The organism is Streptomyces sp. NPDC014861 (assembly GCF_043081625.1).
Classification (GTDB): domain Bacteria; phylum Actinomycetota; class Actinomycetes; order Streptomycetales; family Streptomycetaceae; genus Streptomyces.
The window spans coordinates 35,391-54,516 of record NZ_JBIBWV010000026.1; the positions used below are offsets into that span (position 1 = coordinate 35,391).

At 73.2% G+C, this 19,126-nt stretch carries 15 protein-coding genes; 9 read left to right on the top strand and 6 right to left on the bottom strand.

From position 1 onward, the window contains the following. The first annotated feature begins 16 nt into the window (after window positions 1–16). A complete protein-coding gene (locus ACF1BN_RS32510; protein ID WP_392335174.1) occupies window positions 17–523 on the top strand; it encodes a GNAT family N-acetyltransferase in 507 nt (168 codons plus the stop codon). A gap of 80 nt (window positions 524–603) precedes the next feature. Here ACF1BN_RS32510 and aspS read toward each other — a convergent pair whose 3' ends face one another. Continuing rightward, window positions 604–2,427 (bottom strand): aspartate--tRNA ligase, encoded by a 1,824-nt coding sequence (aspS, locus tag ACF1BN_RS32515; RefSeq protein ID WP_392335175.1) that lies wholly within the window; start codon window positions 2,425–2,427, stop codon window positions 604–606. 171 nt (window positions 2,428–2,598) lie between these two features. Here aspS and ACF1BN_RS32520 point away from each other — a divergent pair, with 171 nt between their 5' ends. Next, the gene (locus tag ACF1BN_RS32520; protein WP_392335176.1) at window positions 2,599–4,749 is read left to right on the top strand and encodes a SpoIIE family protein phosphatase; all 2,151 of its coding nucleotides are present in this window, start codon (window positions 2,599–2,601) and stop codon (window positions 4,747–4,749) included. Window positions 4,750–4,930: 181 nt separating this feature from the next. Here ACF1BN_RS32520 and ACF1BN_RS32525 read toward each other — a convergent pair whose 3' ends face one another. The 3 genes from ACF1BN_RS32525 to ACF1BN_RS32535 all read right to left on the bottom strand — a co-directional run bounded on the left by ACF1BN_RS32525 (window position 4,931) and on the right by ACF1BN_RS32535 (window position 7,733). Beyond that, window positions 4,931–5,998, bottom strand: a complete 1,068-nt coding sequence (locus ACF1BN_RS32525; RefSeq protein ID WP_392335177.1) for an AI-2E family transporter — start codon at window positions 5,996–5,998, stop codon at window positions 4,931–4,933. Window positions 5,999–6,116: 118 nt separating this feature from the next. After that, a complete protein-coding gene (locus ACF1BN_RS32530; RefSeq protein ID WP_392335178.1) occupies window positions 6,117–7,079 on the bottom strand; it encodes a pirin family protein in 963 nt (320 codons plus the stop codon). Between the two features lie 153 nt (window positions 7,080–7,232). After that, on the bottom strand, window positions 7,233–7,733 hold the full coding sequence (locus tag ACF1BN_RS32535) for an SseB family protein (RefSeq protein WP_392335179.1): 501 nt from the start codon (window positions 7,731–7,733) through the stop codon (window positions 7,233–7,235). An 81-nt stretch (window positions 7,734–7,814) separates the two neighbouring features. Between ACF1BN_RS32535 and ACF1BN_RS32540 the strand changes: the two genes are divergently transcribed. The 3 genes from ACF1BN_RS32540 (at window position 7,815) to ACF1BN_RS32550 (ending at window position 12,003) form a co-directional block, all read left to right on the top strand. Continuing rightward, window positions 7,815–8,507, top strand: a complete 693-nt coding sequence (locus tag ACF1BN_RS32540) for a hypothetical protein (RefSeq protein ID WP_392335180.1) — start codon at window positions 7,815–7,817, stop codon at window positions 8,505–8,507. A gap of 141 nt (window positions 8,508–8,648) precedes the next feature. Continuing rightward, window positions 8,649–10,478 (top strand): acyl-CoA dehydrogenase, encoded by a 1,830-nt coding sequence (locus ACF1BN_RS32545; protein ID WP_392335181.1) that lies wholly within the window; start codon window positions 8,649–8,651, stop codon window positions 10,476–10,478. A 217-nt stretch (window positions 10,479–10,695) separates the two neighbouring features. Next, the gene (locus ACF1BN_RS32550; RefSeq protein WP_392335182.1) at window positions 10,696–12,003 is read left to right on the top strand and encodes a M18 family aminopeptidase; all 1,308 of its coding nucleotides are present in this window, start codon (window positions 10,696–10,698) and stop codon (window positions 12,001–12,003) included. Window positions 12,004–12,007: 4 nt separating this feature from the next. Here ACF1BN_RS32550 and ACF1BN_RS32555 read toward each other — a convergent pair whose 3' ends face one another. Then, entirely contained in the window at window positions 12,008–13,819 is a 1,812-nt protein-coding gene (locus tag ACF1BN_RS32555) for an NHL domain-containing thioredoxin family protein (RefSeq protein ID WP_392335183.1), read from the bottom strand. 1,655 nt (window positions 13,820–15,474) lie between these two features. On the opposite strand from ACF1BN_RS32555, the gene ACF1BN_RS32560 reads away from it, so the two are divergent. The 3 genes from ACF1BN_RS32560 to ACF1BN_RS32570 all read left to right on the top strand — a co-directional run bounded on the left by ACF1BN_RS32560 (window position 15,475) and on the right by ACF1BN_RS32570 (window position 16,961). After that, window positions 15,475–15,660 carry a hypothetical protein gene (locus ACF1BN_RS32560; RefSeq protein WP_392335184.1) on the top strand — a complete coding sequence of 62 codons (186 nt, stop codon included), beginning with the start codon at window positions 15,475–15,477 and terminating at the stop codon, window positions 15,658–15,660. A gap of 3 nt (window positions 15,661–15,663) precedes the next feature. After that, window positions 15,664–16,413 carry a hypothetical protein gene (locus ACF1BN_RS32565; protein WP_392335185.1) on the top strand — a complete coding sequence of 250 codons (750 nt, stop codon included), beginning with the start codon at window positions 15,664–15,666 and terminating at the stop codon, window positions 16,411–16,413. A gap of 62 nt (window positions 16,414–16,475) precedes the next feature. Next, window positions 16,476–16,961: an LURP-one-related/scramblase family protein gene (locus tag ACF1BN_RS32570; RefSeq protein ID WP_392335186.1), complete on the top strand. Its 486-nt coding sequence runs from the start codon at window positions 16,476–16,478 to the stop codon at window positions 16,959–16,961. Window positions 16,962–16,968: 7 nt separating this feature from the next. Here ACF1BN_RS32570 and ACF1BN_RS32575 read toward each other — a convergent pair whose 3' ends face one another. Then, complete coding sequence (locus tag ACF1BN_RS32575; protein WP_392335187.1) at window positions 16,969–18,180, bottom strand: trans-sulfuration enzyme family protein; 1,212 nt, start codon at window positions 18,178–18,180, stop codon at window positions 16,969–16,971. 188 nt (window positions 18,181–18,368) lie between these two features. Here ACF1BN_RS32575 and ACF1BN_RS32580 point away from each other — a divergent pair, with 188 nt between their 5' ends. Beyond that, the gene (locus ACF1BN_RS32580; RefSeq protein ID WP_392335188.1) at window positions 18,369–18,977 is read left to right on the top strand and encodes a hypothetical protein; all 609 of its coding nucleotides are present in this window, start codon (window positions 18,369–18,371) and stop codon (window positions 18,975–18,977) included. Window positions 18,978–19,126 lie beyond the last annotated feature (149 nt).

A 19,126-nucleotide genomic window follows, 5' to 3' on the forward strand; every position in this document is an offset into this window, starting at 1 on the left:
CATGGAGGCTCGGAGCATGCGGGGCGATGTCGTCGTCGGAGTGATCGGTACCGAGCGGCTGGAGTTGGTGCCGTTGGAGGTGTCGCACGCCGAGGAGATGGCCGGGGTGCTGGGGGATCCGGCGCTGCACGCGTTCATCGGGGGTGTGCCGGAGAGCCTGGAGGAGCTGCGGGCCCGGTACACGCGGTGGGAGGCCGGGGCGCCGGACCCTGACACCGCGTGGTGCAACTGGGTGGTGCGGGAGCGGGACGGCGGGCGGCTCGTCGGGACCGTGCAGGCGACCGTGACCGGCGAGGGGGCCGAGGTCGCCTGGGTGGTCGGGAGCGCCTGGCAGGGGCTGGGGTACGCCTCCGAGGCGGCCCGCGCGCTCGTCGGGTGGCTGCGGCCCCGGGTCCGTACCGTCGTCGCGCACGTGCACCCCGATCACGCCGCCTCCGGCGCCGTCGCCCGCGCCGCCGGGCTCGTACCGACCGGGGAGATCCACGACGGGGAAGTGCGGTGGGAGGCCGCCACCGCCGGGTGAGCGGCTGAGCGGCTGAGCGGGTGGACGCGAAGGGCCCGGGATCCGTGTGCGGATCCCGGGCCCTTCGGACGGGCGGAGACCTACCGCGCCGCGTCCGGGTGGACCGACTCGGTCACCGGGCGGTCGTCCGTCTTCACGGACGGCTTCTCGACCGGCTTGCGGAGCTGGATGTTCAGCTCGCGCAGGCGGGTCTCGTCGAGCTCCGTGGGGGCGCCCATCATGAGGTCCTGCGCGTTGCCGTTGAGCGGGAACGCGATGGTCTCGCGGATGTTGGGCTCGTCGGCGAGGAGCATGACGATGCGGTCGACGCCGGGGGCGATGCCGCCGTGCGGCGGGGCGCCGTACTGGAAGGCGCGCAGCATGCCGGCGAACTCGCTCTCGACGGTCGCGCGGTCGTAACCGGCGATCTCGAAGGCCTTGAACATGATGTCGGGCTCGTGGTTCCGGATGGCACCGGAGGAGAGCTCGATGCCGTTGCAGACGATGTCGTACTGCCAGCCGAGGATGTCCAGCGGGTCCTTCGTCTCCAGGGCCTCGAGGCCGCCCTGGGGCATGGAGAAGGGGTTGTGCGAGAAGTCGATCTTGCCGGTCTCCTCGTCCTTCTCGTACATCGGGAAGTCGACGATCCACGCGAAGCGGAAGACGTTCTCCTCGAACTGGCCGGCGCGCTTGGCGGCCTCGACCCGGACCGGGCCCATGATCTTGGAGACCTCGTCGAACTCGCCGGCGCCGAAGAAGATCGCGTGGCCGGGGGCGAGGCCGAGGCGCTCGGTGAGGACCTTGACGTTCTCCTCGGTGAGGAACTTGGCGATCGGGCCGGTGAGGGCGTTCCCTTCGCCGACGCGGACCCAGGCCAGGCCCTTCGCGCCGAGGGAGACCGCGAAGTCGCCGAGGCCGTCGAAGAACTTGCGCGGCTGGTCGCCGGTGTCCGGGACGGCGAGCGCGCGGACGTGCTTGCCGGCGAAGGCCTTGAACTCGGAGTCCGCGAACACGTCGGAGATGTCGACGAGTTCGAGGGAGGTCCGCAGGTCCGGCTTGTCGTTGCCGTACTTGAGCATCGACTCGCGGAACGGGATCCGCGGGAAGGGGGAGGTGACGTGGCGGCCGCCGCCGAACTCCTCGAAGAGCTCGGTCATGAGCTTCTCGATCGGCTGGAAGACGTCCTCCTGCTCGACGAAGCTCATCTCGACGTCGAGCTGGTAGAACTCGCCGGGCGAGCGGTCGGCGCGGGCGTCCTCGTCGCGGAAGCAGGGCGCGATCTGGAAGTAGCGGTCGAAGCCCGAGATCATGAACAGCTGCTTGAACTGCTGCGGGGCCTGCGGGAGCGCGTAGAACTTGCCCGGGTTGAGACGGGACGGGACGACGAAGTCACGGGCGCCCTCGGGGGAGGTCGCGGTGAGGATCGGGGTCGCCATCTCGTTGAAGCCGAGGGCCACCATCTTGGAGCGGATGGCGGCGATGACGGCGGAGCGCAGCATGATGTTGCGGTGCATGCGCTCGCGGCGCAGGTCGAGGAAGCGGTACTCCAGGCGCCGCTCCTCGTTGACGCCGTCGTCGGCGTTGATGGTGAAGGGGATCTGCTTGGCGGCGCCGAGGACCTCGACCGCGCCGACCTCGACCTCGACCTCTCCGGTGGGGAGTTCGGGGTTGACGTTCTCCGCGCCGCGCGAGACGACCTTGCCGTCGACGCGGACGACGGACTCCTTCGTCAGCTTGTCGAGCGCCTCGTAGGCGTCGGTGCCGGGGCGGGCGACGAGCTGCGTGATGCCGTAGTGGTCGCGCAGATCGATGAAGAGGATGCCGCCCAGGTCGCGCCGATTGTGCAGCCAGCCGCTCAGCCGGACGTCGGTGCCGACGTCAGAGGCGCGGAGCTCGCCGCAGGTGTGGGACCTGTACCGATGCATCGTCGTTCATCCAGTCTTCGGGATCGTGGTGTGAATCCCGACCGCGCCGGAGGGCAGGGTCAGGGCGGTCCCAGCCTACCGGGACACCCAAGATCGCGATTCGGTTACTGTCGGTCGTGCCCGGCGGGGGCACGGTGGCGACACGCTGTCCGATATTCATAAAGTGGGGCAATGCGTACCGAGGACGTCCTGGCCGCGATCGCCACGGGCCTGTGGCGCTGGGACAACGCTTCCGGGACCGTCTCGCTCGACGCCGAGGCCGCCCGGCTGCTCGGGCTGCCCGCGGAGCCGGTGCGGCTGAGCGAGGCGGCGGTGCGGTCCCGCTTCCATCCGGTGGACTGGAACGAGATCGACGGCGTGGTGAACCTGGCGGTGGCCGAGGGCACGCTCGCCGAGGCCCGGCTGCGGATCATGGACGGCGAGGGCCGGGTGGTCCGTACGGTACGGAGCCGGTCCAAGCCGCTGATCGAGGGAAGCGACTACCAGCTGGTCGGCACGCTCCAGGAGGTGGCCGATCCGCAGCCCGGGACGGCCGGGCCGCACACGCCGATCACGGGCGACTGGCGGCGGTCTCGGGAGGCGTTCCTGCTGGACGCGGGGCGGGCGCTCGCGGAGGCGCGGTCCACGGCGGAGGTGCTGCGGGTGGCGGCCTCGCTGTCGATGCCGGGGTTCTCACCGGACGGGCTCGCGGTCTTCGGGATGTCGGGCGAGCGCCTGACGGTGATCGGGCACCACGGGCAGCGGGACGGCGACGAGGGCCCGTTCACGTCGATGTCGCTGGCGACGGACTACCCGGCGGCGGAGGTGGTGCGGACCGGGCGGGCGATCTACCTGCCGTCGCCGGAGGAGTACCGGCGCCGCTTCCCGATGACGTGGCCGCTGGCGGAACGTTTCGAACGGCACTCGTGGGCGTTCGTGCCGCTGGTGGTGGCCGGGCGGACGATGGGCGCCTGGATGGCGGCCTTCGAGCACCCGGTGACGTTCACGCCGGACGAGCGGTCGGTGCTGACGACGGTGGCGCGGATGCTGGCGCAGGCGCTGGCCAGGGCCGGGGTGGCGGAGTCGGAGCGGGAGCTGTCGCTGGGGCTCCAGCGGACGATGATGCCGGTGCTCGGCCCGGGGATCCCGGGGATCCGGGTGGCGGCGCGGTACGTGCCGACCGGCGGCGGGCTCCAGGTGGGCGGCGACTGGTACGACATGATCCGGCTGCCCGGCCGCACGGGCGGCGGCGCGGGCCGGATCGCACTGGTCATCGGGGACGTGCAGGGGCACGACGTGCGGGCGGCGGCGCTGATGGGGCAGCTGCGGATCGCGCTGCGCGCGTACGCCTCCGAGGGGCACCGGCCGGACGCGGTGCTCTCGCGGGCCTCGCGGTTCCTGTACGGGGTGAACGACGGCGACGACGGCCCGGACGGGGAGGGCGGAGAGAGCGGGGTGAGCGGGGAGGGGCGCGGCGGCGGGCCGCGGTTCGCGACCTGTCTGTACCTGGAGGTGGACCTGGAGTCGGGGACGGTGGACATCGCGCGGGCGGGCCACCCCGACCCGGCGGTACGGATGCCCGACGGGACGGTGCTGCTGAGGCCGACGGCCGGCGGGCTGCCGCTCGGCATCGACGCCGACACCGACTACCCCACCACCCGCCTCACCCTGGAGCCCGGCGAGACCCTCATGATCTGCACCGACGGGCTCCTGGAGACCGGCGGGCACGATCTCGACAGCGGCTGGGAGCGGGTCAGGAAGCTGCTCGAACAGCACCGGGGCGACGACCTGGAGGAGCTGGCCGACACGCTCGTGGAGGCCGTCCACGGCCCCGGGTCGCACCACACCACCGGCCCGCTCGCGGACCGGCGCGAGGACGACATCGCCGTCCTGCTGCTCTCCCGGCGGCCGGCGACGACGGTACGGGAGGCCCCGCGCCGCACGCTGATGACGATCGCCCAGGCGGAGCCGGAGCGGATCGCGGAGGCGCGGGAGCAGGTGCGGCAGCTGCTGCACGACTGGGCCGACAAGGACCAGCTCGACTCGGCGGTCCTGATGGTCTCCGAGATGGTCACCAACGTGCTGGTCCACACGGACGGCGACGCCCTGCTGACCGCCGGGGTCACCTGCGGCGACAAGGGCCGCCGGCTGCGGGTGGAGGTCTCGGACGCCAGCGACGAGCTGCCGCACAAGCGCCACCCGGGCGAGATGGCGTCCAGCGGGCGCGGCCTGGTGCTGATGGAGATGCTGGCGGAGGCGTGGGGCGTGGAGCCGCGCGGCGAGGGCAAGACGATCTGGTTCGAGCTGACGGAGCCCACGGGGGCGGAGGGATGCTGCCCGTAGGGGCGGGGTTGTCCACTGGTTCGGGGGCTGCCCGTAGGGGCCGGGACCGCCCGTGAGGGGGCTGTTCCGGGGGGGGGAGGCCGGGACCGCCCGTAGGGGCCGGGACCGCGTCCGTACGGGGCCGGGGCTGCCTGGAGGAGGGGCTGAGGCTGCCGCTCGGACGGGGCAGGGCCGCGCCGGTCTAGGCGGTGCCGCGGGGTTCCGTGCGGGCGCCGTACCGGGCGCGGAGCTCGCCGAGGATGCCGGTGGCCGCGGCGGTGAGCGGGACGGCGAGGAGCATGCCGAGGATGCCGGCGACGGAGGCGCCTGCGGTGATGGCCAGCATCACCGCCGCGGGGTGCATCTGGACGGTGCGGCTCTGGACCATGGGCTGGAGGACGTTGCCCTCGATGACCTGGACCGCGAGGACGATGCCGAGGACCCACAGGGCGATGACGAAGCCCCGGTCGGCGAGGGCGACGAGGACGGCGACGGCTCCGGAGAGGAAGGCGCCGAGGTAGGGGATGTAGGCGGTGACGAAGACGAGGGCGGCGAGCCCGATCGCGCCGGGCACGTCGAGGACGAGCAGGCCGACGCCGATGAGGACGGCGTCGACGAAGGCGACGAGGGTGGTTCCGCGCATGAACCCCTCGACGGCCTCGAAGGCGCGGCGGGCCATGGCCTCGGCGGTGTCGGAGGTGCCGGACGGGACGAAGGCGCGCAGGGCGCCGACGGCCTTGTCGGAGTCGCGGAGGAAGAAGAAGATCAGGAGGAGGGCGAGGACGGCGGTGGCGAGCATCTGCCCGACGACGCTGAGTCCCGAGATGACGCCGGAGGCGGCCGTCCCGCCGAACTTCTCCAGGAGCTGCCGGGCGTTCTTGGCCAGGTCCTCCAGGGAGGTCCCGGCGGCCCCGAAGTGCTCGGCGATGTCGACGGCGGCCTGCCGGAGCGAGGCGAGGATCTGGTCACCGGTCTCGATGAGGGCGGCGACCACGATGTAGCCGGCGCCGCCGACGACCACGAGGACGGCGGCGACGGTGACGGCGGCGGCGAGGGACTTGCTGACCTTCATCCGCAGCAGCCGCCGGTAGAGCGGTCCCAGCAGGGCGGTGCCGAGGATCGCGAGGAGCACGGGTGTCACGGCGGTCTTGAAGACCACGCAGAGCCAGATGAAGACGGCGGCGACGCCCGCCACGAGGAGCAGGACGGCGCACCAGGCGCCGAGCTTGCGGGCCGGCTCGGGCAGCAGGGGCGTTCGACTCGTCTCCACCCGTCCATAAGATCACACGCACAGTTGTCGATCGCGGACATGACGGGCCGTCCGTGCGACGACCCGTCACCTCCGTACGGACCTGCCGCCCGTCCCCGTCGAGGACGGGCGGGGCGGTCTACTCGCCCATCCCGTGGACCGCCGGGACGGTGCCGAGGCGGCCGGCCTGGAAGTCCTCGAAGGCCTGGCGGAGTTCGGCCTGGGTGTTCATGACGAAGGGGCCGTAGTGGGCCATGGGCTCGCGGATGGGCTGCCCGCCGAGGAGGACGACCTCCAGGTCGGGGGTGTGCGAGTCCTGCTTCTCGTCGGCGCGGACGGTCAGCGAGCCGCCCTGCCCGAACACCGCGGTCTGGCCGAGGTGGATGGGGCGGTGCTCGGCGCCGACGGTGCCGCGGCCGGCCATGACGTACGCGAGGCCGTTGAAGTCCTCGCGCCAGGGCAGGGTGATCTCGGCGCCGGGGCGGAGGGTGGCGTGGATCATCGTGATCGGGGTGTGGGTGATGCCGGGGCCCTGGTGTCCGTCGAGCTCGCCGGCGATGACGCGGAGCAGCGCGCCGCCGTCGGGGGAGGTGAGGAGCTGGACCTGGCCGCCGCGGATGTCCTGGTAGCGGGGGGCCATCATCTTGTCGGCGGCGGGCAGGTTGACCCAGAGCTGGAGGCCGTGGAAGAGCCCGCCGCTGACGACGAGGGACTCCGGCGGGGCCTCGATGTGGAGAAGGCCGGAGCCGGCGGTCATCCACTGGGTGTCGCCGTTGGTGATGGTGCCGCCGCCGCCGTTGGAGTCCTGGTGGTCGAAGGTGCCGTCGACGATGTAGGTGACGGTCTCGAAGCCGCGGTGCGGGTGCCAGGGGGTGCCCTTGGGCTCGCCCGGCGCGTACTCCACCTCACCCATCTGGTCCATCATGATGAACGGGTCGAGGTACTGGTAGTTGATGCCCGCGAACGCCCGGCGGACCGGGAAGCCCTCGCCCTCGAAGCCCTGGGGGGCCGTGGTGACGGCGAGCACGGGGCGCGGGGCGGCGTCGGCCGGGGCGACGACGCGCGGCAGGGTGAGCGGGTTCTCGACAGTCACGGCGGGCATGGCGGGACCTCCTTCGTACGGCCTGAGGGCTCGGTGGCCTTCCGGCCTGTCCTCGTACGACCACTTTAGTTGAATGCTGAACTTCCTGCCACCCGGAACGCGGAACGCCCGGGAGGAATTCCTCCCGGGCGCTCTCCACCTCTTCAGGATCCGTCAGCCGTACATCCGCCGCATCGCGAAGTCCACCATCTGCTCCACGGCCTTCGCGTCGAAGACGATCCGGTGGTCGCCCTCCATGTCGAGGACGAAGCCGTAGCCGGTCGGAAGCAGGTCGATCACCTCGGCGCCGGTGATCACGAAGTACTTGGACTCCTTGCCCGCGTACCGCCGCAGCTCCTTCAGCGTGGTGAACATCGGGATCACGGGCTGCTGGGTGTTGTGCAGGGCCAGGAAGCCGGGATTGTCGCCGCGCGGGCAGTAGACCTTCGAGGTCGCGAAGACCTGCTGGAAGTCCTCGGCGGCCAGGGTGCCGGTGGTGAAGGCCCGGACGGCGTCGGCGAGGGAGGGCGGCGACGGCTCGGGATAGAGCGGCGCCTGCTGCTGCCCGTACCCGCCGCCCTGCATGCCGGCCTGCGGGGGGTACTGCCCCTGCGGGGGCGGTGCGTACTGCTGCTGGGCGGCGCCGCCGTCCCCGTGCTGCCCGTATCCGTACATGCCCCCAGCCTATCGACCGACCGCCCCGCACAGGGGCCGACGTCCGTACCCTGGGCTCACGTTCGACGACGGGGGGTCGGCATGGACGAGGCACGGGCGGACGACGCGCGTGAGGCACGGGCGGGCGGTGCGGACGGGGCACGGGCGGGCGGTGCGGACGCGGCACGGGCGGGCGGTGCGCGGGCGGCCGGAGCTTCGTGGGCCGCCGGACCTTCGTGGGCGGCCCGCGCCGACGAGGCGCGGACCGGCGAGCCTCGGCCGGGCGGGGCCGCGCGCCCGGGCGCGCCCTCGCGGGCGGGCCGCCTCGCGCGGGCGGCCGGGTGGATCGGCGCGGGGGTGCTCCTCGCGGGCGCGGGAGCGGGGGTGACCGCCGTCGGCACCGGCGCGCCCGGCCTGGAGACCGTCACCTTCACCCGGATCAGCTGCGCCGAGACGCGGACCGCCGAGGGCGGCGGCGTGTGGCACTGCTTCGGCATGAGCGCCGCGCAGATCGCGGCGGCGGAGGAGGACCGGCGGCGGGCCGCCCTGGACGCGCTGCGCGGGAGGCCCTCGGGGCCGCCGCCCGTCCGGAGCACCCGGCTCTCCTTCGTGGCCCACGACGGGCGGAAGGACCCCGCCGAGGTGACCGCGACCCGGGTCGGTTCGCGCTGGATCGCCCACGCGCCGGGGGTGGTGGGCACCGGCGCGGCCCTGCTCCTCGGGGGCTGCGGGGCCCTCGCCGCGGGGTTGGCGGGGCTGCGCGCGGCGCGAGGCGTGTCACAGATCTCCCGGTAGGGGTTGCCCTTATTACCGGCGGGTAGCATCATCGTAGAGAAGAGTGCGCTACTCGTGAGTAAGTCCTGTCCGGAAGCCGGGCGGGAGCGTGAGTGGCCCTCGGTACGAGGAACCCTCCCCGATCATTACGGAGCCGTCGCCATGGGGCACTACAAGTCGAATCTCCGCGACATCGAGTTCAACCTCTTCGAGGTGCTCGGCCGCGACAAGGTGTACGGCACCGGTCCGTTCGAGGAGATGGACGTCGAGACCGCCAAGAGCATCCTCGACGAGATCCGCCGCCTCGCCGAGAACGAGCTGGCCGAGTCCTTCGCCGACGCCGACCGCAACCCGCCGGTCTTCGACCCGGAGACCAACACCGCCCCGGTCCCGGCCACCTTCAAGGACTCGTACAACGCCTTCATGGAGTCCGAGTACTGGCGCCTCGGCATCCCCGAGGAGATCGGCGGCACCGTCTCCCCGCGCTCCCTGATCTGGGCCTACGCGGAGCTCCTCCTCGGCTCGAACCCGGCGATCTGGATGTACTCCTCCGGCCCCGCCTTCGCCGGCATCCTCTACACCGAGGGCAACGAGCAGCAGAAGAAGGCCGCGCAGATCGCCGTCGAGCGCCGCTGGGGCTCCACGATGGTCCTCACCGAGCCCGACGCCGGCTCCGACGTCGGCGCCGGCCGCACCAAGGCCGTCCAGCAGGAGGACGGCTCCTGGCACATCGAGGGCGTCAAGCGCTTCATCACCAGCGGTGAGCACGACATGGAGGAGAACATCCTCCACTACGTCCTCGCCCGCCCCGAGGGCGCCGGCCCCGGCACCAAGGGCCTCTCCCTCTTCCTCGTCCCCAAGTTCGAGTTCGACTGGGAGACCGGCGAGCTGGGCGAGCGCAACGGCGTCTACGCCACCAACGTCGAGCACAAGATGGGCCTCAAGGCGTCCAACACGTGCGAGATGACCTTCGGCGACCGCCACCCCGCCAAGGGCTGGCTCATCGGCGACAAGCACGACGGCATCCGCCAGATGTTCCTCATCATCGAGTTCGCCCGCATGATGGTCGGCACGAAGGCGATCTCCACCCTCTCCACGGGCTACCTCAACGCCCTGGAGTACGCCAAGGAGCGCGTCCAGGGCACCGACCTGGCCAACTTCATGGACAAGGCCGCGCCCAAGGTCACCATCACGCACCACCCCGACGTCCGCCGCTCGCTCATGACGCAGAAGGCGTACGCCGAGGGCATGCGCTCCCTCGTCCTCTACACCGCCTCCGTGCAGGACGCCATCCAGGTCGCCGAGGCGGCCGGCGAGGACGCCAAGGCGCTCCACGGCCTCAACGACCTGCTCCTGCCGATCGTGAAGGGCTACGGCTCCGAGAAGGGCTACGAGCAGCTCGCGCAGTCGCTCCAGACCTTCGGCGGCTCCGGCTTCCTCCAGGAGTACCCGATCGAGCAGTACATCCGGGACTCCAAGATCGACACCCTCTACGAGGGCACCACCGCCATCCAGGGCCAGGACTTCTTCTTCCGGAAGATCGTCCGCGACCAGGGCGCCGCGCTGAACACCCTCTCCGAGGAGATCAAGAAGTTCCTCGCGGTCGGCACCGGCGGCGAGGAGCTGGCCGGCGCCCGCGACGCGCTCGCCAAGGCGGCCGTCGACCTGGAGGCCATCGTCGGCAAGATGATCACCGACCTCACCGCCACCGGCGAGGACGTCAGGAACATCTACAAGGTCGGCCTGAACACCACCCGCCTGCTCATGGTCTCCGGCGACGTCGTCGTCGGCTACCTGCTCCTCAAGGGCGCGGCCGTCGCCGCCGAGAAGCTGGCCGCCGGCGCGACCGGCAAGGACGTCGCCTTCTACCAGGGCAAGATCGCCGCCGCGAAGTTCTTCGCCGCGAACGTCCTGCCGGGCGTCTCCACCGAGCGCGTCCTCGCCGACGGCGTGGAGAACGGCCTCATGGACCTGGACGAGGCCGCGTTCTAGTACTCCGGTACCCGAACGCACCACGTCCTACGGGAACGGCCCGTCCCCGGGGAGGGGGGCGGGTCGTTCCGCCTTTCCGCCCCCTCCCCGGGAGGCCGGCACGGCGCGACGGCCGGCACAGCACACTTACCGGCGGTACGAGCTCCGCGTGCCGAGGGCCCGTACCGTCCGGAACCGGGCTCCGGGAGGCGCCGGGGGTCTCTCGTAAGGTGGGCGCATGAGCAGCGCAGCTTCCCGACCGGCGTCGACACCCTTCGGCCCCGGCCACACCGATGACCTGATGTCCTTCCTCGCGGCCTCGCCGTCGCCGTACCACGCGGTGCGCAACGCCACCGAGCGGCTGGAGAAGGCGGGCTTCCGCCGGGTCGAGGAGACCGAGGCGTGGGACGGGACGAGCGGCGGGAAGTTCGTGACCCGGGGCGGTGCGATCATCGCCTGGTACGTGCCCGAGGGCGCCGCCCCGCACACCCCGTACCGGATCGTCGGCGCCCACACCGACTCCCCCAACCTCCGCGTCAAGCCCCAGCCCGACATGGGCAACCAGGGCTGGCGGCAGGTCGCCGTCGAGATCTACGGCGGCACCCTCCTCAACACCTGGCTCGACCGCGACCTCGGCCTCGCCGGCCGCCTCACCCTCCGCGACGGCACCCACCGCCTCGTCCACGTCGACCGGCCGCTGCTGCGCGTCCCGCAGCTCGCCATCCACCTCGACCGCGGCGCCAACGACGGCCTCAAGCTCGACCGCCAGCGCCACATGCAGCCCGTGTGGGGCACCGGCGAGGTCCGTGAGGGCGACCTCATGGAGTTCGTCGCCGGCGAGGCCGGTGTGGACGTCGAGGACGTGGCCGGCTGGGACCTGATGGTCCACGCCGTCGACGCCCCCGCCTACCTCGGCCGCGACCGCGAACTCGTCGCGGGACCGCGGATGGACAACCTGCTGTCCGTGCACGCCGGCGTCGCCGCCCTCGCCGCCGTCGCCGGCCGCGACGAGCTCCCGTACATCCCCGTCCTCGCCGCCTTCGACCACGAGGAGAACGGCTCCGAGGCCGACACCGGCGCGCAGGGCCCGCTCCTCGGCAACGTCCTGGAGCGCTCCGTCCACGCCCGCGGCGGCGGCTACGAGGACCGCGCCCGCGCCTTCGCCGGCACGGTCTGCCTCTCCTCCGACACCGGCCACGCCGTCCACCCCAACTACGCGGAGCGGCACGACCCGACGCACCACCCGCGCGTCAACGGCGGCCCGATCCTCAAGGTCAACGTCAACCAGCGGTACGCCACCGACGGCTCCGGCCGCGCCCTCTTCGCCGCCGCGTGCGAGAAGGCGGGCGTGCCGTGGCAGTCGTTCGTCTCCAACAACGACATGCCCTGCGGGACCACCATCGGCCCCATCACGGCCGCCCGCCACGGCATCACCACCGTCGACATCGGCGTGGCGATCCTCTCCATGCACAGCGCCCGCGAGCTCTGCGGCGCCGAGGACCCCTACCTCCTCGCCAACGCCCTCGTGGCCTTCCTGGAGGGCTGAGCCCTCAGGCGTCCATGCCCGCCAGGATCAGCGGGAGGCGGTTCGCGCCGCCTCCCGTGAGCCTCACCGGGACGCCCCAGTCCTGCTGGTGGACGTGGCAGGCGGGGTACTCGTTCGCCGGGTCGTCGTCGCAGGACGCGGCCATCGCCGAGACGTGCAGGACGCCTTCCGCGAGGTCCGGGTTCAGCTCCAGGTCGCGGAAGAGGTCCGTGCCCGTGCCCTCGCCGGAGAGCAGCAGCTCCGGCGGGGTGGCGGAGACCAGGAGGCGGGTCGAGGGGCCGTAGCGCTCGTCCAGCTTCTGGCCCGTGGGTGCCTGGAAGACGACGTCCAGGCGGAAGGCGCCCGGGGCCACCTCGGTGGCCTCCCGCTTCGTCCGGTGGGCGACCGCCTCCACCCGCACGGCCTCCTCGGGGAGCCGCAGCCGGGTGAGGCGGTGGCGCGCCGACTCGACGACCACGATGTCCCCGCCGACCAGGACGGCGTCACTGGGCTCGCGCAGATCGGTGGCGAGGGTGGTGACCTCGCCGGTCGCCGGGTCGTAGCGGCGCAGGGCGTGGTTGTACGTGTCGGAGACCGCGACCGAGCCGTCGGGCAGGGCCGTCACGCCGAGCGGGTGCTGGAGCAGCGCCTGGTCGGCGGCGCCGTCGCGGTGCCCGAAGTCGAAGAGGCCGGTGCCGACGGCCGTGTGGACGGCGCCGTCGGTGTCGATCCAGCGCAGCGCGCTGGTCTCGGAGTCGGCGATCCAGAGACGGTCCTCGGTGGCGGCGAGCCCGGACGGCTGGGCGAACCACGCCTCGGCGCCCGGCCCGTCGACGAGCCCCTCGTTCGTCGTGCCCGCCGCGACCTCGACGGTCCCGCTCCCGGGGTCGTACGTCCAGATCTGGTGCACGCCGGCCATGGCGATCCACACCTTGCCGCGCCAGAAGGCGACGTCCCACGGCGAGGACAGGTCCACGTCGAGCGCGGGCCCGGAGGTCGGGGACCCCTGCCACCACTGCCTGCCGGTGCCCGCGATCCGCTCGACCGTCCCGGTCGCCGGGTCGAAGCGCTGGAGCGCGTGGTGCACGGTGTCCGCGACGACGACCGTGCCGTCCGGGAGCAGCGCGAGGCCCTGCGGCTCGCGGAAGACGCCCTCGCCGCCGATCCGGCGCACGACGGTCTCCCCGTCGGCGGCCAGCTCGACCAGCTGGTGCCGGGTCGTGTCGGAGACGAGCAGGTTGCCGCCCGGCAGCTCGACCGCCTTCCCCGGGAACCGCAGGTCGGTGGCGACGGGCTCCGGCGGCACGTACGGCCCGTCCCCGCGCCGCAGCGTCCCCTTCGCCTCGTGCTCGGCCTCCAGCTCCTCGACGAGCGTCCGGATCGCGTTGGCATGCCCCTCACCCGCGTGCTGGGCGACGACGTACCCCTCCGGGTCGATCACGACCAGCGTCGGCCAGGCCCGCACCGCGTACTGCTTCCAGGTCGCGAGCTCCGGGTCGTCCAGCACCGGATGGTGCACCTCGTACCGCTCCACGGCGTCCACGACCGCCTGGTGCTCCGCCTCGTGCACGAACTTCGGCGAATGCACCCCCACGATCACCAGCGTGTCCCGGTGCTTCTCCTCCAGCTCCCGCAGCTCGTCGAGGACGTGCAGGCAGTTGATGCAGCAGAAGGTCCAGAAATCGACCAGAACGATCTTTCCTCGCAGGTCGGCGAGGGTGAGTTCGGCACCACCGGTGTTCAGCCAGCCTCCCTTGCCGATCAGCTCGGGGGCACGGACACGGGCGCGGGAACGGGGGGCGGGCGCGGGGGTGGGCGCCGGGGCGGCATCGTTCATTCTTCAAGCTTGCCATCCGTCCGTGACAGGCAGGTGAAGGGGCTGTCGCGGGGGTGCGGGCGTACGGGTGGATCGGTGGGGCCGGGTGGGGGGTGCGGGCGTGTCCCGGGGCGGGTGGGGGGTGGGGCGGGCGGTGGCATGGGCTCATGACGCGTGCGGGCAGATCATCGGACTACTCCCGCTTCCGGGTGAGGCGGGCCGTTCGGGCCGGGGCCGGGATCCTCGTCGGGGTCCTCGTCCTGCCCGGACTCGTGCTGGCCGGACTCGTGCTGGCCGGCGGGAGCGGCGCGTGGGCCGACGGGGCCGGCGCCGAGGCGCTGCGGATGAGCGTCACCGTCAACGGGCGCGGGTACGGCGCGGACGGGCCGACGCCGGTACGGGCCGGGCGCGACGTCGTGAAGCGGTACTGGCTGGTGAACGGCGGCGGGGCCGATCTGTACGGGGTGCGGGTGCGCGATCCCGGGATCCCGTCGGGTGTCGTCGTGCGCTGCCCGCGCCGGACCCTCGTCGGGCTCACCTCCATGGAGTGCGTCGCCCGTTTCCGTGCCGTCCCCGCGACCCGTACCGCCACCGTCCGCGCCGAGGGGCGGATCCCCTCGCTCGGTCTCACCGCCACCGCGACCGCCCGATCCGGGTACACCGGCGTCGCCGGGGCCCTCGTCCTCGCCGAGCGGGTGAGCGTCGCCGCGCCGCGCGTCGCGCCGGGCACCGGGCGGACCGGTCGGGCGGCGCCCCGGCGCGCCGTCACGGCCGAGGCCGTCCTCACGTACACCGTCAGCAACAGGGGGAACCGGGCCCTGCGCGACGTGCGCGTCACCGACCCCGCGCTCCGGCTCTCCGGCGACCGCGTCGACTGCGGCGGGCGCCCCGGTCTCGTCCCGGTGCTCGCGCCGGGTGCCTCCGCGCGCTGCACCGCGACCGTCCGCCGCCCGTCCGGGACCCACCGCAGCACCGGACTCGCCACCGGGACGGACCGGGTCGGGACCTACGCCACGGACGGGCGGCTCGTCCGCGCTCCTCTGCTCACGGCACGCGCGCGGGCCTCGTTCGCTGTGCCGGATGCGGAGGTGGAGGTGGAGCGGGGGGTGGAGCCGGGGGCGGGGGTGTCACGGCCGCAGGGGGCGGGGGGCGGTGCGGGAGGGGGCGGGGGCGCGCTCCCGGGGGTTCCTGGGCCGGGGGCTGGTGCGCCGGGTTCTGGGGCGCCGGGGGCTGGTGGGGGGACTGCGGCAGGTGGAGGGGCGGGGGCTGTGAGCGTGCCTGGGGTTTCCGGAGTGCCTGCGGGGGCCGGGCCTGCCGGGGCCGGGGCTGCTGGGGCCGGGGCTGCTGGGGCTCTTGGGGCTCCTGGGGTGGTGGGGAGCGCCTCTGGTGCTGCGGGCGCCGTGCCTCCGGCCGCGGGTGTGCTGCCCGTCGGGCCTCCCGCTCCGGATCCCCTGCCGGCCGCCGGGGCCGCGGGAACGGATACGGGTGCGGGTGTGGGTGTGGGCGGGGCGGTGGGCGGCGCAGGGGCTGGGGCTGGTGCCGGGGCTGGTGTCGGGGCCGGGGCCGGTGTCGCCGCGGTCGGTGGTGTGGCCGGTGAGGGGCGGGTGGAGCCGGCGCCCGCCGCGCGGGAGGCCGCGCGGGAGGCCGCGCGGGCGAGAGGGGCGGGGGAGGCGCCGGTGAGGGGGCGTACGCCGTCGTCCGAGGAGGAGGTTCGGGCCGCCTCCGTCGACGACGAGGGGTTCCTCGGGCGGTTGCGGCGCCGGGGGCGGGAGGCGGACGAGATGGGGGTCGTCGCGATGCTGCTGCTGATCCTGGTGCCGGCGGCCCTCGCCGCCGCGCTCCTCGGGAACCGGAGGAACTGACCCGTGGCCCTGCTCGAAACGCTCGTCGTCGTGCTCGGGGTCGCGCTGCTCGGCGCGCTCGCCGTCGTGGTCAAGACACGGCTCTTCCCCGTCTCCGAGAGCGAGGAGCCGCGCGAGGACGTCGCCGAGTACATCGCGATGATGGTCTCGGTGCTCTACGCGATCGTCCTCGGCCTCTGCCTGGTCTCCGTGTGGGACACCCGGTCCGGCGCCGCCGACGACGTCCAGGCCGAGGCGAGCGCCCTGCATCAGACGTATCTGCTCGCGGACGCCCTCCCCGACGACCGGACCGAACCGCTGCGGGTGGCGGCCCGGACGTACGCCGACCACGTCGTGGAGGTGGAGTGGCCGATGATGGCGGCCCGGCAGCCGCTCGACCCGGAGGGCTGGCGGCTGCTCGAACAGCTCCGGGAGGCGGGCGAGGTCGGCGACACCGCGACCGTCTCGCAGCAGATCGCCGCACAGGAGGTGCTCGCGCAGCTCGGGTACGTGGACGACGCCCGGCGCAGCCGCGAGGCGGCCTCGCAGGAGCGGCTGTCGCCGGTGCTGTGGGCGGGACTGATCATCGGCGGCTTCCTCACGCTCGCCTTCATGTTCATCTTCGGGATCCATCACACCCGCACCCACGTGGTGATGGTGATGGGCCTCGCCGGCTTCATCGCGTTCACCGCGCTGCTGGTCCATCAGCTCGACGAACCCTTCGGCGACGTGCTGGGCACCAACCCGGACGCCTTCACCCGCTACTTCGGATGAGTTCGTCGCCCCACGGCCGAAGCGCTGTTTCACGTGAAACATCAGGAGGGGAGACATTCCGTATGAAATACCTCGTGCGGGACAAGATCTTCGCGATCGGCGACGACTACTGGATCGAGGACGAGAACGGCCGGCACGCCTTTCTCGTCGACGGCAAGGCGCTCCGGCTGCGCGACAAGCTGGAGCTGAAGGACCCCGACGGGCGGGTGCTCGTCACCCTGCGGGAGAAGCTCTTCAGCCTGCGGGACGCGATGACGCTCGAGCGGGACGAGCGGCCGCTGGCGACCGTGCGCCGCAAGCGCCTGTCGCTGCTGCGCAACCACTACCGGGTGGCGCTCGTCGACGGTACCGAACTGGACGTCAGCGGCCGGATCCTGGACCGGGAGTTCGCCGTCGAGTACGACGGCGAACTCCTCGCCCACATCTCCCGCCGGTGGCTGAGCGTCCGGGACACCTACGGCGTGGACGTGGTCCGCGAGGACGCCGACGCGGCACTGCTGATCGCGGTCGCGGTGTGCGTGATCCGGATGGCCGAGCGAGGGGACTGACCCCGGCTCACAGCGCCTTCGAGAGGGCCTGGTCCAGGTCGGTCCACAGGTCCTCGACGTGCTCGATGCCGACCGAGACGCGGACCGTGCCGGGGCCGATGCCGGCCGCCTCCAGGGCGGTGGCGTCGAGCTGGCGGTGCGAGGTGGAGGCCGGGTGCATGACCAGGGTCTTCACGTCACCGAGCGAGACCGAGAGGGAGGCCAGCCGGACCGCCTCGACGAAGGCGCGGCCGGCCTCCCGGCCGCCGACGAGGTCCAGCGAGACCACCCCGCCGGCGCCGTTCGGCAGCAGTCGCTCGGCGAGCGCCCGGTCCGGGTGGCCGGCCAGGCCGGGATAGCGGACGGCGGCGACCGCCGGGTGCTCCGCGAGCCGGGCGGCGAGTTCGGCGGCGGAGGCGCACTGCCGCTCCATCCGCAGCGACAGCGTCTGCATGCCGCGCAGCGTCAGCCAGGCGGCGAACGGGTCGGTGGAGGCGCCGAGCTCGACGGCGAAGTGACGCATCCGGCGCAGGAGTTCCGGGTCGGCGACGGCGAGGATGCCGCCGAGGACGTCCGCGTGGCCGGCGAGGTACTTGGTGGCCGAGTGGACGACGAGGTCGGCGCCGAGCGTGAGCGGGCGGCAGAGCAGCGGGGAGGCGAAGGTGTTGTCGACGGCGACCGGGACGCCGGCCTCGCGGGCGACGGCGGCGAGGGCCGGGATGTCGGAGACGCGGGTGGTGGGGTTGGCGATGGTCTCCAGGTAGAGGAGGCGGGTGGTGGGCCGCAGGGCCGCGGCGACCTCCTCCGGGTCGGTGCCGGAGACGTAGCTGACCTCGACGCCCCAGCGGTCCGCGAGGTCGGTGAGCATCGCGTACGTACCGCCGTACAGGCACCGCTGGGCGATGACGTGTCCGCCGCTGGAGAGCAGTCCGAGCAGGAGCGTGTTGATGGCGCCCATCCCGGAGGCGAACGAGAGCGCGCCGGCGGCGCCCTCCAGGCGGGCCACCGCTTCCTCCAGCGTACGGACGGTGGGGTTGCCCATGCGGCTGTAGAGGAAGGAGTCGCCGGAGTGCATGGACTCGGCGAGGGCGTCGGCCGACTCGAAGGTGAAGACGTGGCCCTGGTGGAGGGGGACGCCGAGCGGCACGCTGCCGGTGACCTCGACCCGGGGCGGGTGCACGGCCAGGGTCTCGGCGCGGAGGTCGTCGGGCGTGACGGAGTGATCGCGTTCGCTGCTCATGGGGCCAGTCTCCGGAGGGCGTTGCGCGTCTCCCAGGGCCAATCGCGGGTAAGTGGTTCGAAGTTCGCCGGGCCCTTCCGGCCCGGAGTACCGCCTGATCCCCGCGTGATGCCCGGCCGGGGGCCCGGCGGTGGCCTGTGCGGGGGGCGTGCGAGGGTCGGGGGAGACGACTTCGCGGGAGGAACCCGATGCACACCACCGTCACACCCTTCACGCTGCGCCCGTGGCGGGAGGGGAAGGGGTACGAGCGGCGAGCCGGTTGGCGCGGCGCGTCGGCCGAGTTCGGCGAGGTCACGGTGGAGGCGCCGCTGCGCCAGACCGTGCCGGAGGTGATCGTCTCGGAGCTGCGGGGCGGGCTGCTGCCGGGTGCCTCGTACGAGACGCGGGGCATCCACACGGAAGCGATCCGGCTGCCGACGCTGAACCGGGCCACGCTGCGGCTCGGTGACGCGCTGGTCCGCATGGAGCGCGACCGGCTCGGGTTCACGGCCCGGCAGCGCGGGCTCCGGCTGCGGTACGGCGGCGACGACTACCGCCTGTGGGCGGAGAACCGGCACTCCTGGACGCTGGCCCGGGCGGCCGACGCCGAGGACCCGGGCGTCCGCGTGCGGGTGCGCGGCGCGGGGCTGCCCGGCGGGCGCCGGTTGGAGGTCACGGTGACGGGCCGGGCGGTCGCGGCCGACCTGTCACTGGCCCTGATCTTCGCGGGCGTGGACCGCGCGGCGCTCACCCGAGGCGGGGCGGTCCGCGCGGCCCTGTCGCGGGGCACGGGGTTCTGGGCGGAGACGCGGCACTGAGACGGGGTCAGGGGGCCCGCCGCGGCTCGTACGCGACGAGGGCGAGCGCGCGGGTACGCCCGTCGAGTCCGTCTCCCGCGCTGGTACGCCCATCGGGTCCGTCTCCCGCGCGGGTACGCCCGTCGGGCCGCTCTTCCCCTCGTGCACGT